Origin of the sequence: Hwanghaeella sp. LZ110 (assembly GCF_048892525.1) — a bacterium.
GTDB lineage: Bacteria > Pseudomonadota > Alphaproteobacteria > UBA8366 > Aestuariispiraceae > Pacificispira.
In genome coordinates, this window is sequence record NZ_JBLZHT010000001.1 from 106,538 (window position 1) to 131,768 (window position 25,231).

The window sequence follows — 25,231 nt, forward strand, 5'->3', positions numbered from 1 at the left end:
AGACCGCTTCGTGCGGAGTTATGAAGCCCCGGAACCGTGCGTCTCGGTTCTGAACTAACGATACGAAAGACACGGGAATATTGGAAGTGGTAATTGTGTAAACTGTGCCAAATAAATTATTGAACGGCTTAAATGACTTCGTCCTGTCCATACAAATATGAAGGGTTGCGGAAATGGTAACCGAACCAATTGAAGACTATTTGACGGAAGTTTTTATTGAGCAAGTCAACTCAGCGCTTGGGATGAATGGCTTCGTATCCGACGAGCACGACTTCGCGCCTTACAGAGAAACAGTTGCGCGCCACTATAAGATAATCGAAAGGGCGCTTGGAGAGGCCGGGTTCAAATACACATTGAATTCAGGTTTTGTATCCGGCCACCCTAAAGCAGGATATGCGTATTTCATTTACGACATGGATCGCTTCGCTAGCACATTCGAAGCCGACGCAGCTGTTGTTGCATGGCTCGATACTAAGTACGAAGCCAGATCAGAGTAAGGCCCCCACTGCGTTATTCATGAATAGCTCTCCTGAACGAACGTAGCGCGCTAGCATGCTATCTGAAGCGTGGCCGGTTTGCCGGCGGATTGCAATGGTACTGACGCCATGCATTGCGGCGCTGGTGGCGAGGCCAGCCCTCAAGCTGTGGCCGGAGTAGCTTGCGGAATCTAAGCCTATCAAGGTAACGGCACCTTTAACAATCTTAGCGATGGCTTCTGTGGACAATCGCGTGTCTCGAATCTGTCCCGCCTTGGTGACAGGCCGGAAGATCGGACCAGGACTATCAGGAATGCGTTGTAACCACTTCTCTAATGATAGGGCTGGGCAATGAGGTCCTCTCGCGTTGGGGATGCCAATACGGCGACCCTCTCCCAATTGATCTGTCTTTGACCGGCGGATTGTAACAATGATCCCCTGCCGCGCTACCTCAATGTCGTCTCTGTCTAAAGCGACTAATTCTGACCGACGGAGACCGCCAGCAAAACCAATGAGCAAAAGGGCCTTGTTCCGTAAAGATTTTACGTCGTTACCCATCAAACAGATGATGTGTGTTAGGTCTTCCACTAGCAGAGGAGAGACCTGATTTTGAGGAACCCCATGTGCTCGTTGAATGCCCCTTAGAGTGGCTTTGATAAGTTTTGTGTTGGTTGGGTTGGGTAGGCCTTTTGCCTCATGGATGGCACTTATAGCGGCCACTCGGCGGCGAAGCGTCGAGACAGCCAAATGACCTGCCTGAGAGGCAAGATACTCAGCGACAGTTCCTGGCTCAGCCGGGACAGTTCCACCCCATGACAAGAAGTGTTCCATGTCTGATCGGTAGGCTCGGACGGTATTGGCGGAGATTGAAGCTTGAATGTAGTCCTTTAGGTTAGGTGTGAAATCAATTTCACGCTTAAAATTGGCGTCTGATTTTGGGTCCGATAAGTGAGAGTTATCGGAGGTATTAAAGTATGACATCGGCGCGCGCCTCGTTTAGTTGGGGGAGGTCTTCAAGAAGGATGGTTCGGCCTTCAGCTGCTAAGTCCGGGTTAAGGCCTGGGAAGCAATAATCCGCTTGCGCTCTCACACGATTGCCGATCTCCCAGTTTATCCTTCGGTCAACGAGACCACTCTCAATTCGGAACAACAGGCTACCTATCACCCTAACACCTCTGGAACTGCCGACGTGCTTATCATGCCATTTTGCAAACCGTCCGCCGCGCTTGAGAAGCAAGGTCATTGCACGATTTCCCTCACGGACATGCATATCAAAAACCCAACAAGGAACGCGTCCTATCATCGTTTCTTGGGGTAGTTCATCAGGAATAATTTTGCATTCAGAGGATTGCCATTCTCGCACAAGCAGTGGGAGAAGAACCGGCATCATCTCATTGCTTTTTCGGAAGGCTTCACGTGCCGTCTCTACCACTGTATCAGGATAACCCTTGTATGCGAGCATATCGAATGCAGTCGCAGGATCGCCTTTACGCAAACGCATTCGGTCTGAAGGACATCGATCAGTTCCAATGGCATACCAAAGCGCAATAGCACGAGACTCAATGGTCTCTGCGCCTGCGGCAATCTTCATTAATTCTGCAATTGGCATAAACGTCATATCGAAGCGTTGTTGATCAAGTTGTGATGCTCTTTCTGCGACAATCATTAAGTCATCAGCAGCGCGGCATTTTGGGGCAGCGCACATGCGTTGGATCAAATGATTTGCCACGCTCCATTCACCACCCAATTCCTTCCGGACTGTCTTGCCTTTCAATGACACAGAGACATAGGCAACAAGGTCCAGGTCAGCGATTCCTATATCTTCATAAGCTGTAACGCACAGACGCCGCCAAAGTCGATCTGGTGAGACATCGAGTAGTGTCACTGCGGCAGCCAACGCCCACTGAATATGTCCTCGCCGGATTGCCTTTTGCAGCAGCGACATCGCCATCCATGGAGAAATCGCGAGTGGCTCAGGCATTTTATTTTTTGCGTTTTCGAGGGCGATAGCCTGAGCAAGTTTGAACCGAAAATCATTCAATATGCAGGAACCGTTCATATCTTTCTCCTCCTTGAGTTTGATCAAAGGGAGGACGGAAACTGCAATCCCACTATTAAGCGTAAAAGAGATAACTTCTTTGTAAATTGGAAACGCACGACTAAGCGCCATACTTTGAAATTGATTTCAAACCCGGAAGTGGGGGAGAGAAGTTTTTATGGTTCAGATTAATAAAAGTCTCGAACGTTTCCCCCTGACGTATTCATTTAATGCACTGAAACAAAAATGTTTCTACAGATTTCTCTTGAAGAAATCCGCCCCGGTTCCTTTCGTCCTAGTGGTCTGACTCCGACGCTTCGAACCCCCACCCGAGCCACCTCTCATGAATAACTGCACTGCGGACAAAGTGACCAAAACATCGGTCTTGGTTGACGGCAACTTCGGGCGGAAAGCGGTCGTTCGCTGCGGTCAGTTCGAGCGGCAGCTCTGCGGGACAAACCCGCCTTTGCGCAGATGTCAGCTTTCGAGAACAAATGGCGAGTTGGAACACAACTTCCGAGGGCGGAAAGGCGGTAGATTTGAGTGCATAAACCCTCTATTATTTGGATTTGGATCAGTTGAGGGTGCCACATTCCATTTGAAACGTTGGGGTATCAGTGCGGATTTAGGTGCCTCCCGCCGGATTCGGTAGAGGGTGCATTTAGACGTTGGAAATACTCAAATGATGAACTCACTCTTCAGATACTCAATTACGTCTCGGCGAGCCGAGGAACGAAAGTCTGGTATGCGCAAAGCCTCTTTGTCTGATTGGGCTCCAAGTGCAACCCTAACGCAGGTCAGTCCGGCAGCGGTGGCACTTTGCAATCCGTTCTCCGAGTCTTCAAATACCAAACAGCGACTTGTCGATTGCCCGAGCTTTCTCAGAATGGTGTTGTAAATCTCTGGCGATGGCTTGCCTTTGGTCACTTCATCACCGCAGACGGTTGCAGAGAACTTCTCGCCGATTCCCAGCCTCTCAAGAATCTGGTCAACCGACCTCCGCCAAGATGACGTTGCAAGCCCTAATTCAAAGCCCAACTCAAGGAGTTCGTTAATCATTTCGAATATTCCGGGGTTCACTATCTCAGTAAGATTTTTTTGAACCGCCTTGAACTGCATTTCCTTTTCAACGGCTAAAATTCTATGGACGTCTTCGTCTACGCCGTGTTCTTCAAATAGGGTCGACCACATTCTTTCCGCAGACCCGCCTACGAAGCGATCCCTGTCGACATTTTCAGGTTGAATGCCCAGACTGATGAGCAGTTCCGAAGCTACATCCGCATAGAGCTTTTCTGACAGGATTATCACCCCGTCCAAATCAAAAATAGCAACCTCGAACCGACCCATGGCATTCACGCCTTCGCTTCGCAAGAGGTCTGAAAGGCGTCCTTGACTGGTTGAGACCAACGAGGGTCACGTACGGTCACTGCCATTTGACAACTGGACCTGAAAATGAGTTTTTCGTATCCGTCGCGACACACGCGATTGACATCGTCTGGGACGCTGTAGCGGTCGTCGTGATCGTGCCATACGACGATTGCATCGTCCGTGAGAAACGGCTTCAACGACAAATAGTCTTGGTAGGGCTGACCGTCATTGTGATCCCCGTCAATGAACACTAGATCAATAGACCGTGGGCGAAGGAAATTTTTTCCGATCTCACGACTTGAACCAATATGGAAATTCATGAGTTGACCAAAGCTGCACATTTCAGCGATTGACTGGGCAAATTCATGCCCTTTTCGACCTATTCCACCTTCTTGTAGCGTGTCGAAAGAATGCACTTCGCCTGCAGATTTCGGAGTCCGGAAAAGCCCTAGTGCAATCCAAAATGCTGAATAACCAAACCCTGTTCCTATCTCTACGACGTTTTTTCGGTTGGTCTGCGAGACTATCTCGCAGAGGAACCTCCCTTCTAGTTCATCTACTGATACAGGGCGATTTGTACCGCGCAGCACCCAATTCGGCCCGGATCCAGCTACCGCGTCTTGTCTTCGACCGGTTGGCCAAATTGGATCCAACTGTTGGTGGATTTCAGCAATGGTCTCAATTTCGGAGGTGCGTCTGGTTTGCATATGCGTTTGCCCAACTACGGTTGACAAAGGAGCCTTTGAACAGCCAATAGAGAATTGATCGACCAAAACGCTGTGAAAGCGAAATATAGCGCACGAACTGCAGTGCCCGCAGAAATGAAAGGGCGTGGTGGCATTCGACTGAATACGCATATCTCGTGCTTTTCTTCGAACTCGCGCGCTAGCTGAACAAAGGAACTCCAGTATACAACGATACGTTCGTCTTGGATCCAAAAGATGAAACAAAACAATAATCCACCCAAATAGAGGACTATTTTTGGGATGCCGATGCTGCCCTGTCCAGTTGAAAAGCCGCCCGTTATCGCGACAGCCATTACCGCCATGAAGATGGTCATGGACACCCAACGCATTCGTTCCCAGTGATGCACGCTGTTTGCGATTTCCTCAAATTCTCTGTCACGTAGATCACACATTTCCTTGCCTCCAGAGCCGGCCAACACTAGCTCGTGCTAGAGCTAGTGTCCCCCTTCGTTTCTGTGAATTCAACTGAAAACTGAAATACGAGTGTGCTATCCGCGATTTATGAGTGTATCACCTAGACTATGTGTTGTGGGTTTAGTGATGGAGGTCCATTTTTTAATAATCCACTTTGCTTGACCGCGTTTGGCCAGTGCATCCAAATCTTATCGGGCCGCCATGTGAGTTTTGCTCTTGCATTCAGTGTATCTTTGCAATGACCGGCTACTGAGGCTGGAAGTCGTTCCAAAGCGTTTGGTATGCCCCGCAGTCGGCAGCTGTCCAGAAAGAGTTCCCATGTCAACGGATCTATTGAATCTGGTGGTCCCGAAGGATGTACGATAAGCAGCCTCGACATTAGGTTATCGATTTTACAGATTTTGTTAAGCTTCTGAGTGGATCCCTTCTTGATCATTTCTACACGAGTGTGAACCCCACCAAAGTTGGGCTTGGTGCCCTTCTCTTGGCTCTCTACCCACTTATTATAGTAATATTGTTCACTGGCTTTTGTAGGCTTTGGAAGGCCTGCATAGACGGTTTCAACACTGCCAGTTTTACTAAGGTAAATATGAGATTTTCCAGTTACAACTGAGTCCCAAATAAGTTCATCCGTTGGCACGTTGTACATATCCACAGCAACTTCGAGACGAGACGCATTTCCAGATGACACGAACATAGGCCATTCCAGGGCACCGGCTGTGATATGTTGTATAGCGGCCTTGAAACTTTCTAAGCCTGTACTGCCAAGCTTGTTGGGATTCATTTCTAGCCGAATGAAATGATTTCCATGTTTGCCCTTTTTGGGGTCCACTTGGATAAGCACGCTATCTTTGCTATTGGCTGGTGTGAAATTGATTTCAAGCTTGTAGCCGCTATGAGTGCTTGCATTCTCAATTCCTTCGATGTGCTCGTTGGCGGTGTCCATTAGACAATCGCGGATTGTTTCTTGCTGACAGGAATCCGTGATTGCTAGTGTTATCGCGATCTTGTCAATGAATGGTCTTGAGACATATCCCATGTGCCCTTCTCCAAATTCATAGACGTATAGATATTTAACAACTTCTTCATTCCCACCTTCTAATGTTACCGCTGCCTTGTTAGAGGAGAAGATCAAAGGGGTAACCTTGCTTTGGAAGACAACGGGCATTTGACCCTCCTTGGTCAACAAGTTCATTTCTCAGGTCCCCATGAGATGCGATAACTCGACAGGAAATTCGGTTTTGTTTATTGCTTTAAATAGAGCAGGCAGTGGTTTGCCTTGAGATCCATAAATATTTTTGGCTTTCTGTTTGTCTAGATGACCCATTAGTGCATCCTGCATGCTATCCTCGATATTGGCATTTGCCAGTGCGTCTTTGAAATTATGGCGGAAGGAGTGGAATGCTGTCTTATCGGTTTTAATTCCATTTGATATAAGAAAACGGCGAAACCACTTTGAAAAATTATCCGAAACATCACCCCGTGTACCAACAGCGATATCCCAGAACAGGCGTTTACTAGGGGTGACCTCTTTTCCTCTTTCCGCCACATAGTTGAGAAACCCCAACTTGATTAACTTTCGATGCACAGGGATGCAGCGTTGCGACTGGGCTGTTTTGAAGGTCTTACTTTCTCCCAGCTTCACTCCGCTCTTAGTAGCACCCTCGTCGGTTAGTCGGAAAAAGTGGATTCCTTCGTCAAAGCAGATATCGGACGTGTGCAATTGAATTATCTCACCTGCCCGCATGCCGGTAAACAATGCGACTAAGGGGATCCAGAACTTACTGTCTTTTAATACAAAGCTGCCCGGTTTCGAGCGCCGTCCAAGACTGTGGCAACCTGTATAGAGCGGAGCCGTAAAAATTTTATTTAGCTGAGCCTTGGAAAACGGGTTTCTGCTTGCGCTGGGGTCACCGATCACTTTGATCCCAATTTTTGAACCAGGAACAGTGGTGATGATTTCCTCACCCTCGCACCAATTTAAGAAGCTGCGAAACATACCGAGATACTTGTTCGCCGTACGATCTGATATTGGGGAGATGCCCGGACTTTGAATTGATACTATCTCAAGAGATGTTAAGTCTTTGTATATGTGATGCTTGGAGTAATTGCTCGGCACTATCTGAAGAAAGTTCCGAAATTGGATGACGTGATCCTTGCTCACGTTACTGATTAGAAAGTCAGCTGAAACAAGTTCAGAAAACCAGCGAAGTACTCTTTGGTAATCTAGCTTTGTTTTGTGACTTTTGTAATTCTTTGCAACCATGTAACGTTCTACGGCTTCACTTACAGTGACAGGTTTTTTAACCTGGTTTAGCCCCATGTCGCCCTTAGAAACTGATGAATTGAAAACAAATTCATCATATTCACCAAGGTACCGAGCCCGCAATTCTTTAAAGTTTTCGGCTTTGGCATACATTATTCCACGCAGTATGCGCCCTTGAACAGTTATCGGTAGTTCGGTGAATTCGAATTCCGTTGTCGAAAACAAATCCCTCGCCGTATCAACAGCCCAGGCGGGATAGTCCCCGCACCCAGCCCGGTCCCGGAGGATTTGGGAAAGTTCACCGAGCCCGTCGACCTGCCCGTCAATATCCAGTTCGTAATTCTCAAGATTTCTTTCGTAATCGTCCTGAAACGCGGCTCGTAGATTATTGAAATAGTCCTGTAGGGTTGTCTTGATTAAAGCCTCAGACAGGCTCGAATGCTCAGTCATTTTTTCAACCTTGTCCAGCAGTCCGCGCCAGAAGAGCTCGGCCAGAAGCAGACGCTTCCGAGCCTTCTTTGGGTCGGATGTTTTCAGTGAAACCTTTACTTCGGGAATGCGGAGCAATCGCGCAAATTGCACGGGAATCCACATTCTAAAGTAAAATTTGTCACGTCGCCGGACGAGGTAACGAGTTCTGAGCGATCCCATTCAGTATGGTTCCTGTACCAGTATCCTGTACCAGCACGGAAATCGCCTAGGTCCGCATTCTGCAACGTATTGATCATAAACGATCAATCATGAAACTGGCGGAGAGAGGGGGATTCGAACCCCCGAGGGGCTCTCACCCCAACACGATTTCCAGTCGTGCGCCTTAAACCGCTCGGCCATCTCTCCGCAGGCATCCGGCTGGGCCGGGTGTCGTATTCCTTTCGCAAGGCGGCGGACCATAACCGAGTGCGCGCGGCTGGGCAAGCTCTGGAATCACAAAAAAAGCCATTGTGTATTCTGCTGCCAAGCCTATGGTTTCTTAGGAAAATCGTGTTAAGGTCACCTCGCGATTAGGCGTGTCTTTGTATCCATGCGTTAGCAAAAGGGGATTGGCATGGCCGTCCTGCATTTTTTTGGGCGTATATTTATGGCGCTTGCCTTTATTTTTTTGGCGCTGGGGGTTTTTGTCTGGCTGGATGGGCGCGCGACGCTGCCCGCCGGTCGCGTCTGGTTTGAGACCCATTCCCCCAGCCTTGGCTATGCAGAAGTCATTGTGTCGCGCCATCTGGGGGCACCGGATTTCTGGCAGGATAAGGCATTGCCTTACCTGAAACGCGATGCCTGGGAAGCACTGTTGTGGCCAGTGATCCTGTTCCTGATCCTGGGCGGTCTGCTATTGCTGATTGGCCGTCGTAGACGCCGACGCAGCGGATTCCACTGACAAAATTATCCCCGGTGACGACTCGATCGTCTCACCTGAACGGACTCAGCCTTCGCGGTCCTGGATCAGCGCGTCAATTGTCGCCCATCTTCAATGCTTCCAGGAAGGCGGATTGCGGGATTTCGACCTTGCCGAATTGACGCATCCGTTTCTTGCCTTCCTTTTGCTTGTCCAGCAGTTTGCGTTTCCGCGATACGTCACCGCCATAGCATTTCGCCGTGACATCCTTGCGCATGGCGCTGAGGGTTTCGCGGGCAATCACCTTGCCACCGATCGCGGCCTGCAGGGCGACCTTGAACAATTGCCGGGGGATCAGATCCTTCAGGCGGGCACAGATATGCCGACCACGATAATCGGCCTGGCTGCGGTGCACGATCATCGCCAGGGCATCGACCGGGTCTGCATTGATCAGGATTGAGACCTTCACCAGATCGCCCTCGCGATACTCCGTCATCTCATAGTCAAACGAGGCATAGCCTTTGGTAACGGATTTCAGCCGGTCGTAAAAATCGAAAACCACTTCGTTCAGCGGCAATTCATACACTGCCATCGCCCGGTTGCCGACATAGGTCAGGTCCCGCTGTTCGCCGCGCTTTTCGGTGCAGAGAGTCAGCACAGGGCCCAGATAGTCATCTGGCACCATAATGGTCGCCTTGATCCAGGGTTCAGAGATGGAGGCGATATGGGTCGGGTCCGGATAGTCGGCCGGATTGTGCAATTCGATGTCTTTGCCGCTGTTCAGCGTGATCTTGTAAACCACAGACGGCGCGGTGGAGATCAGGTCCAGATCATATTCGCGGGATAAACGCTCCTGCACGATTTCCAGATGCAACAGACCCAGGAAGCCACAGCGGAAGCCAAATCCCAGCGCGGCTGAGGTTTCCATTTCTGCATGGAAGCTGGAATCGTTCAGCGCCAACTTGCCCATCGCGTCGCGCAGGGCTTCAAAGTCTGAGGCATCGACCGGGAACAGGCCACAGAAGACCACAGGTACCGTGGGCTGGAAGCCGGGCAGGGGCTTGTCGGTGGGTCGCTTGTCTTCGGTGATCGTATCCCCGATCTTACAATCGGCCACCGCCTTAATGCCCGATGTGATAAAGCCCATCTCGCCCGGGCCCAAGCTGTCAACAACCAGACCTTTGGGCGTGAAAATCCCGACCCGGTCCACTTCATGTGCCGCCCCGGTGGACAGCATGCGGATTTTCTGACCCTTCTTGATCGTGCCATCGACGACGCGGATCAGGGTCACCACGCCCAAATAGGCATCATACCAGCTATCGACCAGCAAGGCGCGCAGCGGTGCCTTCGCATCGGATGGCGGCGGGGCAGGCAGGCGCTTCACAATCGCTTCCAGCAGGTTATTCACCCCCAGGCCGCTTTTGGCGGAAATTTCCAGCGCCTCGCTGCAATCCAGGCCGATGACATCTTCGATCTGTTGTTTGATGCGGTCTGGTTCGGCGGCGGGCAGATCAATTTTATTCAGGACCGGCAGGATTTCGTGATCATTGTCCAGCGCCAGATAGACATTCGCCAGTGTCTGGGCCTCAACCCCCTGGCTGGCATCGACAATCAGCAGCGACCCCTCACAGGCGGCCAGCGAGCGGCTGACCTCATAGGAAAAGTCCACATGGCCGGGCGTGTCCATCAGGTTCAGCGTATATTCGATACCATCCTTGGCCGTATACAGCAGGCGCACGGCCTGGGCCTTGATCGTGATGCCGCGTTCGCGCTCGATATCCATGGAATCAAGCACTTGCTCCTTCATCTCCCGATCGGTCAGGCCGCCGCAAAGCTGGATCAGGCGATCCGCCAGGGTGGATTTGCCATGATCGATATGCGCGATGATGGAGAAGTTACGAATACGGCTCTGGTCAGTCATAATGGTTTGGTTCGCCTAGTTTAGCAGAGGATCGGTCCGACCCTGAAAGAAGCGCAAAATAGGGCTCAAAAGCGTCGCTTGCAATCCTTGTCGGTGGGGCGGTTTCTGATACGCTCCCCTCAGTTCACTCTCAGGGATTTTGGGGCACGTAAAATATGAAACTGAAAGACATAAAAACCTTTGTCACCGTTCCGCCAACCGGCATTGGCGGGTCCTTCTGGGTGATCGTGAAACTGACCACGGATAATGGCATAGACGGGATCGGGGAATGCTATGGCATCCCGGTTTCCGGCGACATTGCCTGTCGTATGGTGGAAGACACGTTTGAACGTTTCATCGCCGGGGAAGACCCGCACAATGTGGAAACGATGTTCCGCCGCGTCTATTCGGGTGGTTTCACCCAACGCCCGGACATCACCATGATGGCGGTGTTCAGCGGCATTGAAATGGCGGTCTGGGATATTCTGGGCAAGGCACAGAACCAGCCAGTCTATAATCTGTTGGGCGGCAGGTTCCATCCACGTCTTCGGACCTACAGCTATTTGTATCCAAAGGCCTATGCCCCCCCTGGTTGGGTCTGGCAGGGGACGGGGCAGGGCGATCCCTATCATGAACCCGACGCGGCAGCAGAGGCGGCGCTGAATTATGTCGCCATGGGCTATACCGCGATCAAGCAGGACCCGGCAGGCCCCTATAGTTTTCAGGGCGGGCGGGAATTGTCCCTGCATGAATTGAGCCGCAGCGAGGCGAATGTGAAACGCCTGCGCGAAACCGTTGGGGATCGCGCCGATATCCTGTTTGGCACCCATGGTCAGATGACGACCTCGTCCGCGATCAGACTGGCCAAGCGCTTGGAACCCTATGACCCGTTGTGGTTTGAGGAACCTTGCCCACCAGATCAGATGGATGCGCTGGCCCGCGTGGTGCAGGCGACGTCCATTCCGATTGCGACGGGGGAGCGTCTGACAACCAAGATTGAATTCCATCAGGCCCTGAAGGCAGGTGTTTCGATCCTGCAGCCGGATATCGGGCGCAGCGGTGGGATTTGGGAAACCAAGAAGATCGCCATACTGGCAGAAGTCTTCAACGCCCAGATTGCGCCGCATATCTATTGCGGGCCCATCGCCCATGCGGCGGCCGCTCATGTTGCTTTCAGCAGTCCGAACTTCCTGGTGCTGGAGACAATTGATACGGCCTTCCACCGGGATATTCTGACCAAACGCCTGGACTGGGAAGACGGATATCTGAATGCACCGACAGAACCGGGATTGGGCATTGAACTGAATGAAGAGCTGGTTCTGGCCCATCCCTATACAACGGGCGGGCGTCTGCATCTGGAAATGTGTCAGACGCCGCTCAGCTCCGCCAATGAGAAACCAATCCAGGAGATTGAGTAACGAGCCTTGTTATCACACGCTGATTGTCGATACTGGGGAAATCTGACGTTTGAGAAGGAGTGAGACGATGACCGAACGACGCTGGCATATCTATCTGTCCGGTGAGATCCACAGTGATTGGCGCGAACGCATCAGCCAGGGCGTTGCAGAGGCGGGGCTGCCGGTCAATATCTCTGCACCCATTACTGTGCATGAGGATTCCGATGATTGCGGTGTTGCGATCTTTGGTCCGGAAACGGATAAAGTCTGGCATGACCGCAAGGGCGCGCAGTTGAACGCCATGCGTACTCAGACATTGATTGAAGCCGCAGATATCGTCGTCGTGCGATTTGGCGAGAAATACAAGCAATGGAACGCTGCCTTTGATGCCGGTTTTGCGGTTGCCAAGGGCAAGCCCATCATCACCCTGCACCCGCCGGAACATGACCATGCCTTAAAGGAAGTCGATGGCGCGGCCAATGCGGTGGCGCGGGAGCCTGAACAGGTTGTCCAAGCGCTGGCGTACATTATTCGTGGCACAATGCCGACCGCTGCGAGGAAGGCTCAAGCGGCGGAATAACCTCTCGCAGGAGTAACCAAATTGCGCACAACACCTTTGCACCGGGACTTTGGGGTTGAGGTTCATGATGTTTCTTTGAAAGAGATCACAGCCACGCAGGGATATGATGAACTGCGCAGGCTGTTTGAGGAGCATTCCTTGCTGTTGTTTCGGGATCAGGATCTTTCTGATGAGGCACAGTTGGAATTCGGGGCGTTGTTTGGGCCATTGGAAGATCGTCATGATCGCCCGAAGCCTGAGATTTCCCCCGTCGCCAATTTGGATGCGGCCGGTGCAGTGATCGCATCGGACTCTGATAAACATGTGCAAAACTTGCGGGCCAACTTTCTGTGGCATACCGACAGCACTTTTCTGCCGGTACCCGCCCTGGTGAATGTCTTGCAGGCCCGCATTTTGCCCAATCAGGGCGGAGAAACGGAATTGGTTTCCACCCGCGCTGGATTTGCCAGATTGGCACCGGAAGTTCAGGAACGTCTGCGAAAGTCGGTGTTTCGTCATCGTTATGCCCATTCCCGCGCGAAGATTGACCCGGAACTGGCGAAGCAGGCCTTGTTTACCAAATGGACAGATCAGGAATGGAAGGCGGTCTGGCGCAACCCGAGAACGGGAACGGAATCGCTTTATATCGCGTCCCATGTCTGCGCCGTATCGGGTATGGATGAGGCAGAGGGGCTGGCTTTCGTCGATGAATTGGTCGACGCAATGACAGTGCCCGAAGCGATTTACAGCCATGTCTGGCGCCCCAATGATGTGCTGGTCTGGGATGAACGCGCGACCTTGCATCGTGGTCGGGCCTGGCCGTATGAACAGGCGCGAAAGCTGGTCAGTTGCTGTGTTTCCTTGCAAGCACGTGATGGGTTGGAAGATATGCGCGCCCATATCTGACGTGCAGGACTTGTTGCATGACCTGTCCTGGATGGTGCAATAAGGGGCCCTAACCCTGAATCCATCGAGAGAGGAAGTTTTTATGAGCGATATTACCCGCCTGGATCCCGGTGCCCGCATGAGCGGTGCTGTCATTCACAATGGCGTTGTCTATTTGGCCGGTCAGACCGGAACTGCTGGCGAAAGCGTGACTGTTCAGACGCAAACCGCGCTGGCCAAAGTCGAAGACCTGCTGGCCAAGGCCGGGTCCAACAAGTCCCGCATTCTGCAGGCAGTGATCTGGCTGGCGGATATGAATGATTTTGCGGAAATGAATGCGGTTTGGGATGCCTGGGTCGATAAAGACAACACGCCAGCCCGCGCAACCGGTGAGGCGAAACTGGCAACGCCAGACTATCGCTTTGAAGTGATCATCGTCGCCGCGCAAGCGTAAGTCAAAGAGCGGGACGAAGCGGATGTCATCCATAGTGCTGCAATCACGGCTGTTCGGGGATATGTTCGGGACCGCAGAAATGCGGGCCTTGTATTCTGATGAGGCCCTGGTTCAGCGCTATCTGGATGTGGAAATTGCCCTGGCCCGTGCGCAAGCCGGGCTGGGCATCATTCCGGCCGAAGCGGCAGAGGCCCTGGCCCGTGTGGCGCAGGTGTCGCGTGTGGATTGGGATCATCTGGCGACGCGCACGCGCATCGTTGGCTATCCGATCCTGCCGCTGGTCGAACAATTGTCGAAATGGGCGGAAGGTGGCCTGGGTCAATGGTCCCATTGGGGCGCAACCACTCAGGACATCATGGATACCGCAGATGTGCTGCAATTGCGCGATGCGCTGGATCTGATTTCAACAGATTTGGATGCGGTCGGGGCCGCACTGGCAATGCTGGCGGAAGATCATGCCACAACGCCCATGGCCGGGCGCACCCATTTACAGCATGCCCTGCCAATTTCCTTTGGATACAAGGCCGCGACTTGGCTGGCGGCAATTGATCGTCATCGCGAACGCCTGGTGCAATTGCGGCCCCGGATAGAGGTGGTTGCCTTTTCCGGTGCGACGGGAACGCTGGCGTCTCTGGGAGAAAATGGCCTTAAGGTTCAGGCGGCCCTGGCTGAGGAATTGAATCTCGCCGTGCCCGATATTACCTGGCACACCGCACGGGATGGCTTTGCTGAAGTCACCGGATTTCTGGCCCTGACCTGTTCGACCCTGGGCAAAATCGGCTATGACATCATGTTGATGATGCAATCGGAAACCGGTGAAGTCCTGGAACCCTTTGTTCAGGGGCGCGGCGCGTCATCGACCATGCCGCAAAAGCGCAACCCCATCTCGTCAGAAATGATGCTGGCCAGTGCAAAGATCGTGCGGGAACAGCATTCCGCCATGCTGGATGCGATGGTGCAGGATCATGAGCGGGCGACCGGCCAATGGCAGGTGGAATGGCAGGCTCTACCTACCGCGATTATCGTTGCCTCAGGCGGATTGCGTGCCGCGCGGGACGTTTTGCAAGGGCTGGAAGTGCGGCCTGACACAATGCGTAAGGTGCTGGACGTCACCGGCGGGTTGATCGTGGCGGAGGCAGTCATGATGGGCCTCGCCATCGATCTGGGTCGTCAGGTTGCCCATGATCTGGTCTATGACTGCTGCCGCGATGCGCTGGGCGGGAAAGGCAAGTTTCTGGATTTGCTGTGTGCGGTGCCAGAGATTGCGAGGGTCAAGAGTCGCGAAGACCTCGCCGCTTTGGTAGAACCGGGAAATTACCTCGGCTCAGCTCCCGAAATGGTGCGGCGCTTGCTTCAAAACCGGTAAGAACCTCCCCCGGTTAGGGGGAGGTTTAGTGCGTGATATTTTATGACCCCTGCACTGGTGCATTGGGGAAGAATAACTGGGTGCCGTTCAGCTTGTAATCAGCGATCACCGCCTGACCTTCTTTGGAGATGACCCAGTCAACGAATGCCTGCGCATCGTCGATTTTGACATGGGGGAATTTCTCAGGGCTGACGGCGATGATGCCGTATTGGTTGAAAAGGTTTTTATCCCCTTCAAACAATATCTCGAAACCGTCTTTGTTCTTATAGGCCAGCCAGGTGGCGCGGTCGGTCAGGGCATAAGCCCCCATGCCGTGGGCCGTGTTCAGGGTGGCACCCATGCCAGATCCGGTTTCCCGATACCATTCCCCTGCCGGTTTAATGCTGGCCAGTTTCCAAAGGGACTTTTCCCGCTTGTCGGTGCCGCTGTCATCGCCGCGGGACGCGAAAGGCGTCTTGCTGTCTGCGATCTTCATTAAGGCGGCTGTTACGCCATCACTGCCCTTGATATCGGCAGGATCTTCAGAAGGACCGACAATAACAAAGTCATTATACATCACGTCAAACCGTTCGATGCCAAATCCATCTGCGACAAAGGCTTCTTCCGACGGCTTGTGGTGTACGAACAACACATCCGCATCGCCATTACGGGCCAGCTTGATTGCTTGACCGGTGCCAACCGCGACGACCCGTACTTCAATACCTGTTTCCTTCGTGAATACCGGCAGCATGAATTCAAACAGGCCGGAATTCTGAGTCGACGTTGTAGATGCCACCGTGATGAACCGATCATCCGCTTGCCCCGGTAGACTGTGTGACAGCGAAAGTGCCAATAGGGCGACAAGCCCCAGGCTGAAGGCCTTAATCCTGGTTACCATGTTAGGTCTCCTTTTAAGAAGGCTGTGAGTTCCCGGCTCTTTGGATTATCGAACAGGGATGGGAACGGGCCGGCCTCTATTGGCTTGCCCGCGTGAAGAAACAGGGCCCGATCCGCCAGTCGGCGCACCTGACCCAATTCGTGGCTGGAAACAATGACGGCGATGCCATCGGCTGAGGCTTCCGCGATCATATGTTCAACACCAATCGCGGCTGTGGGGTCCAGCCCGGCCGTTGGTTCGTCCAGCAACAGCACGCGGGGTGCCTGTGCCAGGGCCTGTGCCAACGCCAATCGTCTTTTCTGTCCGCCAGAGAGATGGCGTGCCGGGCGGTTTGCGCAGTCTTCCAAACGCGCCTTGGCTAGGATCTGGGTGATCTGCTTGGCGCGCTGTTGCTTTGAAATTCCACGACGTTTGAGTACAAAATCAATATTGGCCGCCGCTGTCCTGCGCAACAGGACAGGGGATTGCAATAGAATGGCCCTGGGCGGGATTGTGTCCGTCGGCCAGCGTATTGTGCCTGCATCTGGTTTGATTAATCCGTGTAACAGGCGCAGCAGCGTCGTCTTTCCGGCTCCATTGGGGCCGATCAGGGCGGTGACGCCACCCGATATCGGGACGGACCATTCAGGCAGGTTCAGGATATCCCGACCGGCACGGCGAACTATGACATTCTGCAATTGCAGCGTTGCGTCCCCAACGGCATCCGCCCCTGGTGACAGTGCGGAGGGCATCAGGCTGGCTGTGGCGTCATCGCGGGGCATCATGCTTCCCCCCGTGCGGGTGCTTCGCCAGCGGCTTTCCGGCCGATTTCGCGCGCCGCGGCGGCAAACATGTTAACCGCCAGGGCCAGCATAATCAGAATGATACCCAGCGCCAGGGCCAAGGCTAGATCGCCCTTGCTGGTTTCCAGGGCGATTGCGGTTGTCATGACACGGGTGACATTTGCGATGTTACCGCCCACGATCATGACCGCGCCGACTTCTGCCACGGCCCTTCCAAACCCGGCTAGAACGGCAGTCGCCAGACTGAATCGCGCTTCCCATAACAGGGTTAGTGCGCGCTCAGATCCAGTCAATCCCAGGGCGCGCAACTGTTCTGCATATTCTGAATTGAAATCTTCTAGACTGCGCAGCGCAACGGCGGCGACAATCGGGGTGATCAGAATTGTTTGGGCGATTACCATGGCGGTTGGTGTGAATAACAAGCCCAATTCGCCAAGCGGACCTGCTCTGGACAACGCCAAATATACGAATAGACCAACGACGACCGGCGGCAATCCCAAAAGGGCATTCAGGATCGTCGTGATGACATCCCTGCCGGGAAAACGCGCAACTGCCAACAGGGCAGCCAATGGTAAACCCAGACAGGTCGCAATCAGTGTCGCCAGCAAGCTAACTTTTAGCGACAACGCCACAATACCATACAGCTGATAGTCGCCGCTCAACACCAGATTGATGGCTAAGAAAATTGCTGACTCGTTCGCACCCATCCTGCTACCCTGCTTTCTAATGTCTTAATATGTTTTTTTTACATAATTCAGTAATATCAAGAATACTCACAGTATTGAATCTTTCACGCTTGGGCGCAAGAATGGTCTTACCAATAAAACCCTCCGGCTGTGGTCGTTTAAAAAGATCAGGGCGTTAACAAAGAAGAGGGCTCAGGGAAGAAAGGCTTTCAAGCGGGATGCCAGAGGCCCCTTCTAGCGAATTTTACACCTCGCCGGATGATACTTTCGCCGCGCGGGAAATCGAAATGCCACTGGGCATTGTCGTCGAGAAAAGACCGGCCATCAGTCGGTGGATCACGCATGTCTGGAAACCTGTCGCGGTCCTGCCAGGTGCAACGCCTATTTCCGATTGGAAGCTGTTGATCGACGATGGATCAATCCAAACGTATCATATCGCAACGCTTCCCCTGATCCTTCACCGGAAAGAAACAGAAGCGTATCTGGTCAATCTGGCCAATGAAACGCCGGCGATTTACGTCGTTTTGCGGGATGCGGATGTCGATGATAATCCCGATGGACCTGAGATTTATGCCGTTGCCGCCACCGCATCCCCCTATGCCGCGCAAGATTTTACCGACAGTGCGGAGGATACGGTCGAGGCCGTGCCAATGCCGGATGGTTTGGTCGCCTGGATACAGGAATTCATTGATCGCCATCACACCGATACGCCGTTCAAAAAGCGAAAGCGCACACCCAACAGGATGGAAGAAGCGCGTTTCGGGAAGGAACTGCATCCTATTGAACAACGATTTTACGACAAGGCGAAACCGAACTAACGCTGAGATTACAAGGCCGCTCGAAAGGAGATTAATCGCCGTGCCCAATGACCGCTTCCTGAACCGATGGTCCCGCATGAAGGCCAAAGCCCGCCCACAGCGTGGCATTGGGGGCTCAGCGGCGGCTGTTGCGTCATATCCCGAGGAGGGGGATTTTCTGGAAGACACAGCGTTACGCGAAGAGGATGATATTCAGGAGTTGTCACCTGTCGTCCAGGACGCGGCCCCGGTCGAATTTGAGCCTGAGTTAAGTGAGGAGGAGTTGGCCGAAAAGGCAAATGAGCTTGGTCTTCCGTCGCTGGACAGTCTGGGGCCTGGATCTGATTTCAAGGCCTTTATGGCCAGCACGGTGCCAGCCCAATTGCGCAACCTTGCGCTTCAGAAACTATGGCGCAGCAATCCGGTTCTGGCGAATCTGGATGGTCTAATCGATTATGGCGATGATTTTACCGATGCCGGGACAGTGGTTGTCAATATGCAGACCGCTTATCAGGTCGGACGCGGCTATAAACGTGATCCCGTACCAGATACGTTGGACGAAGAAGACTTGGATGGAATGGATCAGGATCAGATTGCGTCGGATGAGGAAGCGCAAGATCCTGAGACAGAAGATGATCATGCAGCACGTGAAGGGGAAGACAGCGAAGCCATCCAGAAGGAAGACAGCGCGAACGATCAGGACTCCCTGGATGAAGCGGTGCAGATGGCAGAGGAGACCCCACAGAAAGTGGGGCACGGCTAATATGGATACAGCCTCTTTAAACACTCTTCGGTTTGGAAAGAATGACGTATGACAGGCGCTCAACAGACTTATAATCCACCCGCACCGGATCAGGTCGCGTCTGCGGAGGAATTGGCGCGCCAGTCGCTATATGCCTTTTTGACGCGTGTGCTCGCGAAACCCATGACACCCGCAGAAGTGCACAGCATTGCCCCGTTCGTTGGGTCCGACAGCGCCTTGGGGGCCGCTGCGACCGCATTGCATGACGCCATTCTGGCGTCTGAGGCGGTACAGTTCTCGGAAGAATATCAGAACCTGTTTATTGGGGTGGGGCGGGGCGAATTGCTGCCATTTGCATCCTATTATCTGACAGGTTTCCTGAATGAAAAGCCGCTTGCTCAGTTGCGCCGTGACATGGCGCGATTGGGTTTTGAGCGCCCGGCCGATGTGAAAGAGCCGGAAGATCATATCGCAGCGATCTGCGATATCATGAGTCACCTGATCGAAGGAACCGCGCTGGGCGGATTCGATATTTACGATCAGGATCAGTTCTTTGCCGCCCATCTGAAACCGTGGGCGGGAAAGTTTTTTGCTGATTTGGAATCGGCAAAAACCGCCGACGTTTACCGCCATGTGGGACGCGTCGGGAAACTCTTTATGGAGATTGAGGAACAAGGGTTCGGGATGATTGCCCGCGCCTGACCAACCTGAAACGCCATAAAGGGGTTTGTGAAACCCTTAAGATAAGGGAGTGAGTGTAATGAGTGACCAAGAGCAACAGAACCGGGATGCGGCTGTCAGCCGTCGTCAGTTCTTCGGTGCCGCCACCAAGGGCGTTGCCGCTGGGGCCGGTGCGATGGTCGCGGCAGTCGGTGTTTCCTCTGCGCAGGCAGAAGAACCAGCGGCGACCACAGGCGATTATCGTGAAACGGCCCATGTGAAGACCTATTACGAACTCGCCCGCTTTTAAGCGATCGGGTTGGTGTTGAGAATGCACTGAAAGCGCGGGTTCGACGTTCCTGACTATAAGAGTAAGGCGACGGATTGGGCCCAGGATAAGGAAAGGGAGAGACATGCTCCGGAAAAAGACCAACGGGGTTGCAAATGGCCCCCGTTCGGCAGCGGCCTTCGGGACCGTATCCGGTGACGCTGTTGATCGTCGTACCTTCTTGAAGCGTTCCGGCCTGACAGCCGGGGGGATTGCAGTTGCAACTGCAGCCCCTGCGGGTCTGATGACCCGACGCGCGGAAGCGGCGTCAACTGGCGAGGCCAGCGGCAATGTGAAGATGGTGAAATCCGTCTGTACGCATTGTTCTGTTGGGTGCACCGTGATGGCTGAAGTGGATAACGGCGTTTGGATCGGGCAGGAACCCGGCTTTGACAGCCCGTTTAATTTGGGTGCGCATTGTGCGAAAGGGGCTTCGGTTCGCGAACACGCCCATGGCGAACGCCGCCTGAAATATCCAACCAAGCTTGTCGACGGCAAATGGACCAAGGTTTCCTGGGATCAGGCGATCGAGGAAATCGGCGATAAAATGCTGGAAATCCGCGAAACGTCGGGGCCGGATTCGGTTTATTGGCTGGGCTCTGCGAAACACAGCAACGAGCAGGCTTACCTCTTCCGTAAGTTCTACGCTTTCTGGGGCTCCAACAACGGGGATCACCAGGCCCGTATCTGTCACTCAACCACAGTGGCGGGTGTCGCGAATACATGGGGCTATGGCGCCATGACCAATTCGTATAATGACATCCATAATTCCCGTGCGATCTTCGTGATCGGGGGCAACCCGGCCGAAGCGCATCCTGTTTCTCTGCTTCACCTGTTGAAGGCGAAGGAGATGAACAATGCGCCGCTGATCGTCTGTGATCCACGCTTTACCCGCACGGCGGCTCATGCCGATGAATTTGTGCGGTTCCGGCCGGGCACGGATGTCGGTCTGATTTGGGGACTGCTGTGGCACATCTTCGAGAATAAATGGGAAGATACTGAATTCATCCGCCAGCGCGTCTGGGGTATGGATCAGATCCGCAAGGAAGTAGCCGCCTGGACCCCGGAAGAAACCGAACGAGTAACCGGTGTTCCGGGGTCCCAGCTTGCGCGGGTCGCGCGGACTCTGGCGAATAACCGGCCAGGGACGGTGATTTGGTGCATGGGGGGAACGCAGCATACCAACGGGAACAACAACACCCGCGCCTACTGTATTCTTCAGCTTGCGCTTGGCAATATGGGCAAAGCGGGCGGCGGAACGAATATCTTCCGGGGTCACGACAACGTTCAGGGCGCAACCGATCTGGGTGTTCTCAGCCATACTCTGCCTGGTTATTATGGCCTGGCGGCGGGTGCCTGGAAACATTGGTCCCGGGTCTGGGGCGTTGATTACGAATACCTGCTGGGGCGGTTTGCCTCCAAGGACCTGATGGAATCTTCTGGGATTCCTGTATCGCGCTGGATTGATGGCGTTCTTGAAAACAAGGACAATATGGATCAGCCGAACAATCTTCGGGCCATGGTATTCTGGGGTCACGCACCGAACTCTCAAACCCGGTTGCCGGAAATGAAGACGGCGATGGAGAAACTGGACCTTCTGGTCGTGGTCGATCCCTATCCGACGGTTTCCGCAGTGCTGCATGATCGCAAGGATGGGGTCTACTTGTTGCCTGCGGCGACACAGTTTGAAACCTATGGCTCTGTTACGGCGTCGAACCGGTCGATCCAATGGCGCGACAAGATTGTCGAACCGCTGTTTGAATCTCTGCCGGATCACACGATCATGTACAAATTCGCGAAGAAACTCGGTTTCGCGGATGAAATGTTCAAGAATATCGCTGTCGAGGGGGAAGAACCGCTTGTCGAAGACGTCACGCGGGAATTCAACAGGGGCATGTGGACAATCGGCTATACCGGTCAATCACCGGAGCGGCTGAAGAAGCACATGGCAAACCAGCACACCTTTGACCGTACGACCTTACAGGCGGTTGGTGGCCCATGCGACGGGGATTATTATGGATTGCCCTGGCCGTCCTGGGGCACACCGGAAATGAACCATCCGGGGACGCCAATCCTGTATGATCCTTCCAAGCCAGTGGCCGAAGGGGGATTGACCTTCCGGGCGCGGTTTGGGGTTGAACGGGATGGTGAAAACCTGCTGGCCGAAGGATCTTATTCGGTCGGGTCGGAAATCACCGACGGCTATCCGGAATTCACCATGCAAAGTTTGATGGATCTGGGCTGGGATGGCGATTTGACGGCCGATGAAAAGGCCGCCATTGATGCTGTTGGCGGTCCAAAGGCCAACTGGAAAGTCGACCTGTCGGGCGGTATCCAGCGGGTTGCGATCAAGCATGGCTGTGCGCCCTTTGGGAATGCAAAAGCCCGCTGCGTGGTCTGGAACTTCCCGGATCCCGTGCCAACGCATCGTGAACCACTGTATACGCCGCGGCGGGACCTGGTGGCGGATTACCCGACCTATGAGGATCGGAAGTCTTATCGACTGCCGACACTCTATGCCTCCATCCAGAAGAACGACTTCTCGAAGGATTTCCCAACCATTCTCACATCCGGCCGTTTGGTCGAATATGAGGGCGGCGGGGACGAGACCCGGTCGAACCCCTGGCTGGCGGAGCTGCAGCAGAACATGTTCATCGAAATCAATACGCGGGACGCCAATAATGGCGGCATCGCGGATGGTGACATGGTCTGGGTGTATGGTCCGGAAGGCGGCAAGGTCAAAGTGATGGCAATGGTGACGGAGCGCGTTGGCGCTGGTGTTGTCTTCATGCCGTTCCACTTCGGTGGGGTCTATCAGGGAGAGGATCAGCGCAGCAAGTATCCAGAAGGTGCTGATCCATACATCCTTGGGGAATCGACCAACACGGCCCAGACCTATGGCTATGACTCGGTGACACAGATGCAGGAGACGAAAGTCACCCTGTGTCGTGTCGAACGCGCATAAGAGGAGATGAACAATGGCTAGAATGAAATTCCTCTGTGATGCGGAACGGTGCATTGAATGCAACGCCTGTGTCACCGCGTGTAAGAACGAACATGAAGTGCCATGGGGCATCAACCGCCGGCGTGTCGTCACAATTAATGACGGCAAGCCGGGTGAACGGTCGATCTCCGTTGCCTGTATGCATTGTTCGGACGCACCCTGTATGGCGGTCTGTCCTGTGGATTGCTTCTACCAGACCGATGAGGGTGTGGTGTTGCATTCCAAGGATCTGTGCATCGGTTGCGGCTATTGCTTCTACGCCTGCCCATTCGGCGCACCGCAATATCCGCAGGCTGGAAATTTTGGCAGCCGGGGCAAGATGGACAAATGTACCTTCTGTGCCGGTGGACCGGAGGAAAACAACTCCACGGCCGAATTCCAGAAATACGGGCGCAACCGGTTGGCAGAGGGTAAATTGCCGCTCTGTGCGGAAATGTGCTCTACCAAGGCGCTCCTCGCGGGGGATGGTGATACCGTCTCCGATATTTATCGCGAGCGTGTCGTGTCCCGTGGCTTCGGCTCTGGGGCCTGGGGTTGGGGTACTGCCTACGACCAAAAGGGAACCTAAAATCACCCCCCTCCGCATGGACCGTCCGTCCATGCGGAGGAGATGATTTCAGATCAGTACAGGCGCAAAACCTGGCGATCTTTTCGCCGGACTTGGCCTTTTCCCTAAAGGGGCATGGCCCCTTGCTTTGGAAGATCGGTGCTAATGATGATGAACAGAACAACAAGCCACCCGCACAAATCCCGAATGGGGCGTGTCGTGCTGGTTGCATGCGCGGCCATCCTGATCGGGCTGACGGGCTGTCGCGAGTCGGAACAAGATCGCATCATTGATTTTGATCCGGGCGTATACAAAGGCAAAAAAGATACGCCGTTGAGCCAGGAAACATTGGATGAATTGCGCAGTCGCGCAGCGATACAAGAGACTCCGTAAGAGTTCCGGCGGTCGCGCGGGAGAATAGTCCACGGCGCTGACACAAAGGGGTCTTCGGGAACTTTAGGAGATTAGGGATGAAACGGCTAACATACCCTTTGCGTGCTGGCGCAGCACTGGCTGCTGTTTTACTGACGCAGTTGATGGCTGTTGTCGCCGCAGCTCAACAATCCGGTCAAGTGCCTGGGCAAGCCCTGGGCAATGCCAGTGATGCGGATCTGTGGCGTGCAATTCGGCAGGGGGCGGGTAACCTGATCCAGGCGGAAGGCAGCACGTGGCGCGCGCTTCATAATGGGCCCCTGTCCACTTATGGCATATGGATTATGGCGGGGATGGTCTTCCTGTTGGCGCTCTTTTTCTTGCTGCGTGGACGGATTAAGATTGAACATGGCTGGGCCGGTCGCACGATAGAGCGTTTCAGCTTCATCGAGCGGATCGGGCACTGGCTGACGGCTGGATCTTTTGTCATTTTGGCTGTGACCGGGCTGAACATTCTTTATGGCAAGTATTTCCTGTTGCCCGTGATCGGAAAAGAGGCGTTTTCAGTCATCACGGCAGCAGGGAAATTTGCTCATAACTGGATCGCTTTTGCCTTCATGGCGGGGCTGGTCATGATCTTCCTGATGTGGGTCCTGCACAACATCCCCAATAGACACGATATCAAATGGATATTGCAGGCGGGCGGCCTGTTCTCCAAAGGAGTTCATCCGCCAGCGAAGAAATTCAATGCCGGCCAAAAGATCGTATTCTGGGTCACGATCCTGGGTGGATTATCGCTGAGCCTGTCTGGTTGGACATTGCTGGATCCGTTCACGACGTCGATGTTCGCCGATACATTTGCGCTGTTGAACAAGATCGGCTTTGCCTTACCAACGGATCTGACACCGATGCAGGAACAGCAATATGCCCAATTATGGCATGCAGCGGTATCTCTGGTCATGATCGCGATCATTCTGGCCCATATCTATATCGGGTCATTGGGCATGGAAGGGGCCTTCGACGCAATGGGATCAGGACAGGTCGATCTGAATTGGGCCAAGGAGCATCACAGCCTGTGGGTCGATGAAGTTCAGGAAAAAGAGCAGCATTCCGGGCGCACGGCACCGGCGGAATAGTCCCTGGCCGGAGAAGGAATGACCAGATTGCTTGGACCGATTTCGATATGGAATTAGGTGTTTTATGGGGCGGTGGTAATAAGAGGCATACTTCTTACCAC

General features: G+C 53.6%; 25 protein-coding genes and 1 tRNA gene. 15 read left to right on the plus strand and 11 right to left on the minus strand.

Features of this window, described 5'->3' with window-relative positions:
- Window positions 1-173: 173 nt before the first annotated feature.
- The gene (locus tag ACOSDM_RS00485) at window positions 174-497 is read left to right on the plus strand and encodes a hypothetical protein (RefSeq protein WP_420722499.1); all 324 of its coding nucleotides are present in this window, start codon (window positions 174-176) and stop codon (window positions 495-497) included.
- Here the strand turns inward: ACOSDM_RS00485 and ACOSDM_RS00490 are convergent.
- The 7 genes from ACOSDM_RS00490 to ACOSDM_RS00520 form a co-directional block, all read right to left on the minus strand.
- On the minus strand, window positions 489-1,457 hold the full coding sequence (locus ACOSDM_RS00490) for a site-specific integrase (RefSeq protein WP_420722500.1): 969 nt from the start codon (window positions 1,455-1,457) through the stop codon (window positions 489-491). The genes ACOSDM_RS00485 and ACOSDM_RS00490 overlap by 9 nt on opposite strands.
- Entirely contained in the window at window positions 1,444-2,646 is a 1,203-nt protein-coding gene (locus ACOSDM_RS00495) for a hypothetical protein (RefSeq protein ID WP_420722501.1), read from the minus strand. Before ACOSDM_RS00495 ends, ACOSDM_RS00490 begins: the two co-directional genes overlap by 14 nt.
- A gap of 546 nt (window positions 2,647-3,192) precedes the next feature.
- The gene (locus ACOSDM_RS00500; protein WP_420722503.1) at window positions 3,193-3,861 is read right to left on the minus strand and encodes an HAD family hydrolase; all 669 of its coding nucleotides are present in this window, start codon (window positions 3,859-3,861) and stop codon (window positions 3,193-3,195) included.
- A 5-nt stretch (window positions 3,862-3,866) separates the two neighbouring features.
- Window positions 3,867-4,589, minus strand: coding sequence for an O-methyltransferase (locus tag ACOSDM_RS00505; protein WP_420722504.1), 723 nt, complete (start codon window positions 4,587-4,589; stop codon window positions 3,867-3,869).
- Window positions 4,590-5,142: 553 nt separating this feature from the next.
- Entirely contained in the window at window positions 5,143-6,210 is a 1,068-nt protein-coding gene (locus ACOSDM_RS00510) for a hypothetical protein (RefSeq protein WP_420722505.1), read from the minus strand.
- A 30-nt stretch (window positions 6,211-6,240) separates the two neighbouring features.
- Complete coding sequence (locus tag ACOSDM_RS00515; RefSeq protein WP_420722506.1) at window positions 6,241-7,959, minus strand: tyrosine-type recombinase/integrase; 1,719 nt, start codon at window positions 7,957-7,959, stop codon at window positions 6,241-6,243.
- Window positions 7,960-8,055: 96 nt separating this feature from the next.
- Window positions 8,056-8,145 (minus strand) — tRNA-Ser (locus tag ACOSDM_RS00520).
- 208 nt (window positions 8,146-8,353) lie between these two features.
- Between ACOSDM_RS00520 and ACOSDM_RS00525 the strand changes: the two genes are divergently transcribed.
- A complete protein-coding gene (locus ACOSDM_RS00525; protein ID WP_420722507.1) occupies window positions 8,354-8,680 on the plus strand; it encodes a hypothetical protein in 327 nt (108 codons plus the stop codon).
- Between the two features lie 73 nt (window positions 8,681-8,753).
- Here ACOSDM_RS00525 and lepA read toward each other — a convergent pair whose 3' ends face one another.
- Window positions 8,754-10,559, minus strand: coding sequence for a translation elongation factor 4 (lepA, locus tag ACOSDM_RS00530; RefSeq protein WP_420722508.1), 1,806 nt, complete (start codon window positions 10,557-10,559; stop codon window positions 8,754-8,756).
- A 155-nt stretch (window positions 10,560-10,714) separates the two neighbouring features.
- Between lepA and ACOSDM_RS00535 the strand changes: the two genes are divergently transcribed.
- From ACOSDM_RS00535 to ACOSDM_RS00555, 5 genes are all read left to right on the plus strand, one after another.
- On the plus strand, window positions 10,715-11,956 hold the full coding sequence (locus ACOSDM_RS00535; RefSeq protein WP_420722509.1) for a mandelate racemase/muconate lactonizing enzyme family protein: 1,242 nt from the start codon (window positions 10,715-10,717) through the stop codon (window positions 11,954-11,956).
- Window positions 11,957-12,023: 67 nt separating this feature from the next.
- Complete coding sequence (locus tag ACOSDM_RS00540; RefSeq protein ID WP_420722510.1) at window positions 12,024-12,515, plus strand: YtoQ family protein; 492 nt, start codon at window positions 12,024-12,026, stop codon at window positions 12,513-12,515.
- Between the two features lie 21 nt (window positions 12,516-12,536).
- A complete protein-coding gene (locus ACOSDM_RS00545) occupies window positions 12,537-13,400 on the plus strand; it encodes a TauD/TfdA dioxygenase family protein (RefSeq protein WP_420722511.1) in 864 nt (287 codons plus the stop codon).
- 82 nt (window positions 13,401-13,482) lie between these two features.
- Window positions 13,483-13,833, plus strand: coding sequence for a RidA family protein (locus ACOSDM_RS00550; protein WP_420722512.1), 351 nt, complete (start codon window positions 13,483-13,485; stop codon window positions 13,831-13,833).
- A 22-nt stretch (window positions 13,834-13,855) separates the two neighbouring features.
- Window positions 13,856-15,199: a class-II fumarase/aspartase family protein gene (locus tag ACOSDM_RS00555; RefSeq protein WP_420722513.1), complete on the plus strand. Its 1,344-nt coding sequence runs from the start codon at window positions 13,856-13,858 to the stop codon at window positions 15,197-15,199.
- A 40-nt stretch (window positions 15,200-15,239) separates the two neighbouring features.
- Here the strand turns inward: ACOSDM_RS00555 and ACOSDM_RS00560 are convergent, their stop codons facing one another.
- Genes ACOSDM_RS00560 through ACOSDM_RS00570 form a run of 3 tightly spaced genes read right to left on the minus strand, consistent with a single transcriptional unit; the run spans window position 15,240 to window position 17,565 of the window.
- Complete coding sequence (locus ACOSDM_RS00560) at window positions 15,240-16,076, minus strand: substrate-binding domain-containing protein (RefSeq protein ID WP_420722514.1); 837 nt, start codon at window positions 16,074-16,076, stop codon at window positions 15,240-15,242.
- Window positions 16,070-16,840, minus strand: coding sequence for an ATP-binding cassette domain-containing protein (locus tag ACOSDM_RS00565; RefSeq protein WP_420722515.1), 771 nt, complete (start codon window positions 16,838-16,840; stop codon window positions 16,070-16,072). Before ACOSDM_RS00565 ends, ACOSDM_RS00560 begins: the two co-directional genes overlap by 7 nt.
- Window positions 16,837-17,565, minus strand: coding sequence for an ABC transporter permease (locus ACOSDM_RS00570; RefSeq protein WP_420722516.1), 729 nt, complete (start codon window positions 17,563-17,565; stop codon window positions 16,837-16,839). Before ACOSDM_RS00570 ends, ACOSDM_RS00565 begins: the two co-directional genes overlap by 4 nt.
- 197 nt (window positions 17,566-17,762) lie before the next feature.
- On the opposite strand from ACOSDM_RS00570, the gene ACOSDM_RS00575 reads away from it, so the two are divergent.
- The 8 genes from ACOSDM_RS00575 (at window position 17,763) to ACOSDM_RS00610 (ending at window position 25,130) form a co-directional block, all read left to right on the plus strand.
- Entirely contained in the window at window positions 17,763-18,362 is a 600-nt protein-coding gene (locus ACOSDM_RS00575) for a DUF3305 domain-containing protein (RefSeq protein ID WP_420722517.1), read from the plus strand.
- 40 nt (window positions 18,363-18,402) lie between these two features.
- Window positions 18,403-19,104: a DUF3306 domain-containing protein gene (locus tag ACOSDM_RS00580; protein ID WP_420722518.1), complete on the plus strand. Its 702-nt coding sequence runs from the start codon at window positions 18,403-18,405 to the stop codon at window positions 19,102-19,104.
- 48 nt (window positions 19,105-19,152) lie between these two features.
- On the plus strand, window positions 19,153-19,785 hold the full coding sequence (locus ACOSDM_RS00585) for a TorD/DmsD family molecular chaperone (protein ID WP_420722519.1): 633 nt from the start codon (window positions 19,153-19,155) through the stop codon (window positions 19,783-19,785).
- 58 nt (window positions 19,786-19,843) lie between these two features.
- Complete coding sequence (locus ACOSDM_RS00590) at window positions 19,844-20,053, plus strand: hypothetical protein (RefSeq protein ID WP_420722520.1); 210 nt, start codon at window positions 19,844-19,846, stop codon at window positions 20,051-20,053.
- A gap of 103 nt (window positions 20,054-20,156) precedes the next feature.
- A complete protein-coding gene (locus ACOSDM_RS00595; RefSeq protein WP_420722521.1) occupies window positions 20,157-23,036 on the plus strand; it encodes a formate dehydrogenase subunit alpha in 2,880 nt (959 codons plus the stop codon).
- Window positions 23,037-23,049: 13 nt separating this feature from the next.
- A complete protein-coding gene (fdh3B, locus tag ACOSDM_RS00600) occupies window positions 23,050-23,643 on the plus strand; it encodes a formate dehydrogenase FDH3 subunit beta (protein ID WP_420722522.1) in 594 nt (197 codons plus the stop codon).
- A gap of 144 nt (window positions 23,644-23,787) precedes the next feature.
- Window positions 23,788-24,015 carry a hypothetical protein gene (locus ACOSDM_RS00605; RefSeq protein WP_420722523.1) on the plus strand — a complete coding sequence of 76 codons (228 nt, stop codon included), beginning with the start codon at window positions 23,788-23,790 and terminating at the stop codon, window positions 24,013-24,015.
- Window positions 24,016-24,092: 77 nt separating this feature from the next.
- A complete protein-coding gene (locus ACOSDM_RS00610) occupies window positions 24,093-25,130 on the plus strand; it encodes a formate dehydrogenase subunit gamma (protein ID WP_420722524.1) in 1,038 nt (345 codons plus the stop codon).
- The last annotated feature ends 101 nt before the right edge of the window (window positions 25,131-25,231 follow it).

Excerpts from the sequence above, each read along its gene's own strand:
- ACOSDM_RS00485 (WP_420722499.1), top strand. The coding sequence starts at position 174 with ATGGTAACCGAACCAATTGAAGACTATTTGACGGAAGTTTTTATTGAG.
- ACOSDM_RS00490 (WP_420722500.1), bottom strand. The coding sequence starts at position 1,457 with ATGTCATACTTTAATACCTCCGATAACTCTCACTTATCGGACCCAAAA.
- ACOSDM_RS00495 (WP_420722501.1), bottom strand. The coding sequence starts at position 2,646 with ATGGCGCTTAGTCGTGCGTTTCCAATTTACAAAGAAGTTATCTCTTTT.
- ACOSDM_RS00500 (WP_420722503.1), bottom strand. The coding sequence starts at position 3,861 with ATGGGTCGGTTCGAGGTTGCTATTTTTGATTTGGACGGGGTGATAATC.
- ACOSDM_RS00505 (WP_420722504.1), bottom strand. The coding sequence starts at position 4,589 with ATGCAAACCAGACGCACCTCCGAAATTGAGACCATTGCTGAAATCCAC.
- ACOSDM_RS00510 (WP_420722505.1), bottom strand. The coding sequence starts at position 6,210 with ATGCCCGTTGTCTTCCAAAGCAAGGTTACCCCTTTGATCTTCTCCTCT.
- ACOSDM_RS00515 (WP_420722506.1), bottom strand. The coding sequence starts at position 7,959 with ATGGGATCGCTCAGAACTCGTTACCTCGTCCGGCGACGTGACAAATTT.
- ACOSDM_RS00525 (WP_420722507.1), top strand. The coding sequence starts at position 8,354 with ATGGCCGTCCTGCATTTTTTTGGGCGTATATTTATGGCGCTTGCCTTT.
- lepA (WP_420722508.1), bottom strand. The coding sequence starts at position 10,559 with ATGACTGACCAGAGCCGTATTCGTAACTTCTCCATCATCGCGCATATC.
- ACOSDM_RS00535 (WP_420722509.1), top strand. The coding sequence starts at position 10,715 with ATGAAACTGAAAGACATAAAAACCTTTGTCACCGTTCCGCCAACCGGC.
- ACOSDM_RS00540 (WP_420722510.1), top strand. The coding sequence starts at position 12,024 with ATGACCGAACGACGCTGGCATATCTATCTGTCCGGTGAGATCCACAGT.
- ACOSDM_RS00550 (WP_420722512.1), top strand. The coding sequence starts at position 13,483 with ATGAGCGATATTACCCGCCTGGATCCCGGTGCCCGCATGAGCGGTGCT.
- ACOSDM_RS00555 (WP_420722513.1), top strand. The coding sequence starts at position 13,856 with ATGTCATCCATAGTGCTGCAATCACGGCTGTTCGGGGATATGTTCGGG.
- ACOSDM_RS00560 (WP_420722514.1), bottom strand. The coding sequence starts at position 16,076 with ATGGTAACCAGGATTAAGGCCTTCAGCCTGGGGCTTGTCGCCCTATTG.
- ACOSDM_RS00565 (WP_420722515.1), bottom strand. The coding sequence starts at position 16,840 with ATGATGCCCCGCGATGACGCCACAGCCAGCCTGATGCCCTCCGCACTG.
- ACOSDM_RS00570 (WP_420722516.1), bottom strand. The coding sequence starts at position 17,565 with ATGGGTGCGAACGAGTCAGCAATTTTCTTAGCCATCAATCTGGTGTTG.
- ACOSDM_RS00575 (WP_420722517.1), top strand. The coding sequence starts at position 17,763 with ATGCCAGAGGCCCCTTCTAGCGAATTTTACACCTCGCCGGATGATACT.
- ACOSDM_RS00585 (WP_420722519.1), top strand. The coding sequence starts at position 19,153 with ATGACAGGCGCTCAACAGACTTATAATCCACCCGCACCGGATCAGGTC.
- ACOSDM_RS00590 (WP_420722520.1), top strand. The coding sequence starts at position 19,844 with ATGAGTGACCAAGAGCAACAGAACCGGGATGCGGCTGTCAGCCGTCGT.
- ACOSDM_RS00595 (WP_420722521.1), top strand. The coding sequence starts at position 20,157 with ATGCTCCGGAAAAAGACCAACGGGGTTGCAAATGGCCCCCGTTCGGCA.
- fdh3B (WP_420722522.1), top strand. The coding sequence starts at position 23,050 with ATGGCTAGAATGAAATTCCTCTGTGATGCGGAACGGTGCATTGAATGC.
- ACOSDM_RS00605 (WP_420722523.1), top strand. The coding sequence starts at position 23,788 with ATGATGATGAACAGAACAACAAGCCACCCGCACAAATCCCGAATGGGG.
- ACOSDM_RS00610 (WP_420722524.1), top strand. The coding sequence starts at position 24,093 with ATGAAACGGCTAACATACCCTTTGCGTGCTGGCGCAGCACTGGCTGCT.